The 5,708-nt window shown below is 72.0% G+C and carries 1 protein-coding gene and 1 pseudogene; both read right to left on the reverse strand.

The genetic code is table 11. From position 1 onward, the window contains the following. A partial coding sequence (locus tag IG88_RS39705; RefSeq protein ID WP_199807552.1) for a beta-ketoacyl synthase N-terminal-like domain-containing protein occupies positions 1 to 829 on the reverse strand: 829 nt, incomplete at its 3' end. Positions 830 to 927: 98 nt separating this feature from the next. Continuing rightward, positions 928 to 5,708, reverse strand: a pseudogene (locus IG88_RS45180) (type I polyketide synthase); the annotation flags it as partial.

Here is a 5,708-nt window from a genome sequence, read left to right on the forward strand (position 1 = left end):
CCAACAGCAGGCCCACACCCTCCGACGCACCCATACCGTCGGCGGACGCGGCGAACGCCTTGCAGCGACCGTCCCGCGCCAGACCCTGCTGCCGGCTGAGCCCTACGAAGACCTCGGGCGTCGACATGACCATCACGCCGCCCGCGAGTGCCAGTGAACACTCGCCGAGCCGCAGCGCGTTGACGGCCAGGTGGAGCGCCACCAGCGAAGAGGAGCACGCCGTGTCGACAGTGAGTGCCGGGCCTTCGAGGCCCAGGGTGTAGGAGATCCGGCCGGAGATGACACTGTCGGCGCGGCCGGTGAGCAGATAGCCCTGTGCCTCGTCGGGAGCGGTGGCCGGGTCGCCGTACCCGTGGAAGCTGGAGCCCACGAAGACGCCGGTGTCGCTGCCCCGCAGCGTGGTGGGGTCCATGCCGGCGCGCTCGAACAACTCCCAGGAGGTCTCCAGGAGCAGCCGCTGCTGCGGGTCCATCGCCAGGGCCTCGCGCGGCGAGATCCCGAAGAAGTCCGCGTCGAACTCCCCCGCATCGTGCAGGAAGCCACCCTCGGCCACGTAAGAGCTGCCGGGGCGCTCACCGGTCACGTCGATCAGCGAGGCAGGATCCCAGCCGCGGTCGGTGGGCAGGCCCGTGATGGCGTCGCCGCCTTCGGAAAGCAGCCGCCACAAGTCCTCGGGCGAGGCCACCCCACCGGGGAACCGGCAGCTCATTCCGACGATCGCCACCGGCTCACCGCCGGCCGACTCCATGGCCTTCAGCCGTGACTTGGTCTCCTTGAGCTCGGCGGTCACGCGCTTGAGGTAGTCGAAGAGCTTGTCTTCATTCGGCATGGGCGGCAGGTCCATTCCTTAGCGGCACTGAAAGGGTCGGCGGTCGCGTTCCGGGTGGAGTCACAAGGGCGGCGCGCAGAGCGTCCGTCCGCCCCGGATCACGGCTCTCCCAGCTCGTCGTCGATCATGGCGAACACTTCGTCCTGGGAGGCTGCCTCGAGGTCCCAGTTCTGCACGGCCCTGACGCCCGACGCGGTCACCGAGTCCGATCTGACACGGCGCAGCAGCTTCTCCAGCCGCTCCGCCACCTCGCCCCTGACCGGGTCGTCTTCACGAAGGGTTGCCAACTCGACGTCGAGGCGGTCGAGTTCGGCCAGCATCGGGCTGGTGTACGTCTCGTCGCCGAACAACAGGTCGCGCAAGTAGGCGACAAGGTCGGAGACCGTCGGATGGTCGAAGACGAGCCCGGCCGGAAGCTTGTGTCCGACCACACCACCGAGGCGGTTGCGCAGCTCCACCGCGGTGACCGAGTCCAGGCCGAGCTCTGCGAAGGGACGGGTGAGCGGCACCGATTCGGCCCCGTCGTGGCCGAGGACGGCCGCAGCGTGGGTACGGACCGTCTCCCGCAGCACCCGGTCCTGCTCCTTGCGGGCCAGGCCGAACAACCGCTCGGCAAGACGGGGGCCCTCCGTGCCGCCGGTACCCACCGCGTCCACACCCGTCTCCTGGGGGCGCTGGACCTCCGCGAGGCCGTACAGCAGAGGACTGGGCCGCGCGGCGGTGTAGGCGAGCTGGAACTTTTCCCACTCGATATCGGCGAGGACAACGAAGGTGTCGTCGCCCGCCAGGGCTCGCTCCATGGCGAGGGTGGCTCGCTGCGGGGACATGAGTGGCACGCCGTGCCTGCGGCGCAGGTCGGCGACGACGTCCTTCTCCGCCATGCCGCCCTGGGCCCAGGCGCCCCAGCCGATGGAGGTCGCCACCTGGCCGTGGGCCCTGCGGAACCAGGCCAGTGCGTCCAGGTAGGCGTTGCCGGGCGCGTAGTTGCCCTGGCCGGCGGCGCCGAAGGTGCCCGCCGTGGAGGAGAAGAGCACGAACGCCGACAGGTCCGCGTCCGCGGTCAGTTCGTGAAGGTTCCACGCGGCACCCGCCTTCGAACGGAGCGCGGCGGCCACGCGAGGAAGGGTCAGCGTCTCCAGTGGGCCGTCGTCCAGGGCGGCGGCGGTGTGGAAGACCGCGGTCAGGGGCAGCTTCTCCGGAATGCCCGCCAGGGCGGCCGCCAATGCGTCGCGGTCGCTCGCGTCACAGGACAGGACGGTCACCTGTGCGCCCAGAGCGCTCAGTTCGGCCCGCAGTTCGTCGGCGCCCTCGGCGTCGGGGCCGCTCCTGCTCAAGAGCATCAGGTGCTCGGCGCCCTGCTCGGCGAACCGGCGCGCGAGGTGGCCGCCGAGTGCACCAGTACCGCCGGTGATGAGGACGGTGCCCCTGGGGGGCCGCCAGCCGCCGTTCTGCCCCCCGGACGCGGCGGCACGCACCAGTCTCCTGGCACGGACGCCGGCGGGACGCACCGCGAGCTGGTCCTCACCGGTCTCGCCGGTCAGCAGAGCGCAGAGCCGGTCGACGTCCCGGTCCCCCGGCTCGGCGGGCAGGTCGATCAGGCCACCCCAGCGGTCCGGGTACTCCTGGGCCGCGACCCGGCCGAGGCCCCACACCATCGCCTGCCGAGGTCCTGTGAGTTCGTCGCCGCTGCCGGTGGTGACCGCGCCGCTGGTGACGCACCACACGGGTGCGGTGACGTCGGTGGTGGCCAGTGCCTGGATCAGCCCGAGGGTGCGGGACAAGCCGAGAGGGACGCCGGGGTGCGCCGGGTGCGGGTCCTCGTCCCGTCCGGTCAACGCGAGGACTCCGGCCGCCTGCTCGTGTCCCGCGACGGCGCGCAGTCGTACGGATATCTCTTCGACGTACGGGAATTCGCCCGCGATGTCGGCGTCCTCGGCACGCTCCGCGGGGAGCAGTACCTGGCGGACGGTGCCGCCCCGGCGCTCGATGCCCGCGCCTATGTCGCACACCGCCGGGTCTTCGGCGTGTTCCTCGGGAACGGCGACCAGCCAGGTGCCCGTGAGCCGAGCCCGGGTGTCCTGGACCGGCACCCATTCGATCCCGTAGCGCCAGGCGTCCACGGTGGCCTCCTCGCGCTGCCGGCCGTGCCAGGCGGAGAGCGCGGGCAGGACGGTGGCGAGCGAGGAGTGCACGGTGTCGTCCGCCACGCCGAGCGCGGCGGCGAGCGATTCGGTGTCGCCGCCGTCTACCGCCGTCCAGAAGGCGCTGTCGACGTCGGAGGTCTCGGTGCGCTGCGCGGGCGCGGGGGCGTCCAGCCAGTAGCGCTGCCGGTGGAATGCGTAGGTGGGCAGGCCCACGGCCCTGCCACCCTCGAAGGTGTCCGCCCAGTCCACGGGCGTGCCCGCGACGAACAGTTCGGCGAGGGCGGTCAGCAGTCTGCTGCGGCCACCGTCCCCGCGCCGCAGGGTGCCGGCGACCACGGGGGTGGTCGCGAGGTCCGCGAGGCTGTCCTCGATACCGGTGGTCAGGACCGGATGCGGGCTGACCTCGACGAAGACGCCATGACCCGCGTCGGCCATGGCCCGCACGGTCTGCTGGAAGCGGACGGGGTCTCGGAGGTTGCTGTACCAGTACTCGGCGTCGGCCACACCGTCCTCGAGGAGCCGGGCGGTGACGGTGGAGTACATCGGTACCTGGGCCGGGCTCGGGGTCACGGGAGCGGCCAGCTCCAGGAGGGCCTCGCGCACCTGCTCGACCTGCGGGGTGTGGGAGCCGTAGTCCACCGGAATGCGTCGGGCCCGTACGCCGGCGCGCTCGCACGCGGCCATCAGCTCGTCCAGCGCCGCGGCCTCACCGGCGACGACCGTGGATTGCGGGCCGTTGATCGTGGCCACGCTGATCCGGCCCGCCCAGGGCCCGATCAGCTCCTCCGCCGCGTCCTCACCGACCGGCACGGACACCATGCCGCCCCGGCCCGCCAGCTCACGCCCGATCAACCGGCTGCGCAGCGCGATGATCCGCGCCGCGTCCTCCAGCGACAGCACACCCGCGACGACAGCAGCCGCCAGCTCACCCTGTGAGTGGCCCACTACGGCAGCGGGCTTGACGCCGTGCGCGCGCCACACTGCGGCGAGCGACACCATGACGGCCCACAGCATCGGCTGGACCACGTCCACGCGATCCAGCGACGGAGCGTCCTCGCGCTCGCGCAGCACGTCCGCGGGTGCCCAGTCGATGTGCGGGGCGAGGGCCGCCGCGCACTCGCCGAACCGGTCCGCGAACGCCGGTGAGGAGTCGAGAAGTTCGGTCGCCATTCCCGCCCACTGCGAGCCCTGGCCCGGGAAGACGAAGACGGCTCTGAGGTCGCGTGCCGCAGTGCCACTGACCACACCGGGGCTCTCGTCGCCGTGACCGAATGCGGCCAGGCGCCCCAGCAGTTCCTCGCGGTCGCGGCCGATGACGACGGCGCGGTGCTCGAACTGCGCCCGGGTGGTCAGGAGCGAGCGTGCGATGTCGACGGGGGCGGCGTCGGGATCGGCGCTGACGTGCGCGTGCAGGCGCAGTGCCTGTTCGCGCAGGCTCTCCGGACTCTTGGCGGAGATCAACCACGGCAGGTGCTCGCCGGTGCCCTCAGCGGCCGCAGCCGCAGGCTCGGGCTCGGGCTCGGGCTCGGGCTCGGGCTCGGGCTCGGGCTCGGGCTCCGAAGCATGCTCGAGGATGACGTGGGCGTTGGTGCCGCTGATCCCGAACGAGGAGACGGCGCCGCGTCGCGGTCGGCCCGTCTCGGGCCACGGCATGCTCACGTCGGCGAGCCGCAGACCGGCGGAGTCCCACTCGATGTGCGGGGTGGGCTCGTCCACGTGCAGCGTCTTCGGCACCACTCCGTGCCGCATCGCCTCGACCATCTTGATGACGCCCGCGACACCGGCCGCGGCCTGGGTGTGGCCGATGTTCGACTTCACCGAGCCGAGCAGCAGCGGCCTGTCCTCGGGGCGGTCCTGACCGTACGTGGCGAGCAGCGCCTGGGCCTCGATCGGGTCGCCGAGGGACGTCCCCGTGCCGTGTGCCTCGACGGCGTCGATGTCCGCGGGGGTGAGCCCTGCGTTGGCGAGCGCATGGCGGATGACGCGCTGCTGCGCGGGGCCGCTCGGCGCGGTCAGGCCGTTGGAGGCGCCGTCCTGGTTGAGGGCGGAGCCACGGATCACCGCTAAGACGGGGTGCCCGTTGCGGCGTGCGTCCGACAACCGTTCGACGACGAGCATGCCGACACCCTCGGCGAATCCCATGCCGTCGGCATCGGCGGCGAACGCCTTGGACCGGCCATCGGGCGCGAGACCGCTGATGCGGCTGAACTCCACCATCGGACGCGGGGTCGACATGACGGTGACCCCACCGGCGACCGCCAGCGTGCAGTCGCCACTGCGCAGGGCGTGTGCGGCCTGGTGCAGGGCGACCAACGACGACGAGCAGGCCGTGTCGACGGTGATCGCGGGGCCTTCCAGACCGAGGGTGTAGGCGATGCGGCCCGAGGCGACGCTGTTGGCGCTGCCGTTGCCCAGGTAGCCCTCGTAGCCGCTGAGCAGGTGGGGGAAGCGCGCGGCGTAGTCGTTGTAGATCAGCCCGGTGAAGATGCCGGTCGGGGTGGCGCGCAGGGTGCCGGGGTCGATGCCGGCCCGCTCCAGTGCTTCCCAGGTGGTCTCCAGGAGCAGCCGCTGCTGCGGGTCCGCCGACCTTGGCGAAGTGCAGGTCGGGAGACTCGGGGTTGTGCAGGTCGACGGAGTCCCAGCCGCGGTCGGTGGGGTAGTCGCCCATGGCGTCGCGTTCGTCGGCGAGCAAGCGCCACAGTTCCTCGGGAGAGGTCACTCCGCCGGGGAAGCGG

The organism is Streptomyces sp. NRRL F-5650, from assembly GCF_000721365.1.
Taxonomy (GTDB): Bacteria; Actinomycetota; Actinomycetes; order Streptomycetales; family Streptomycetaceae; genus Streptomyces; species Streptomyces ardesiacus.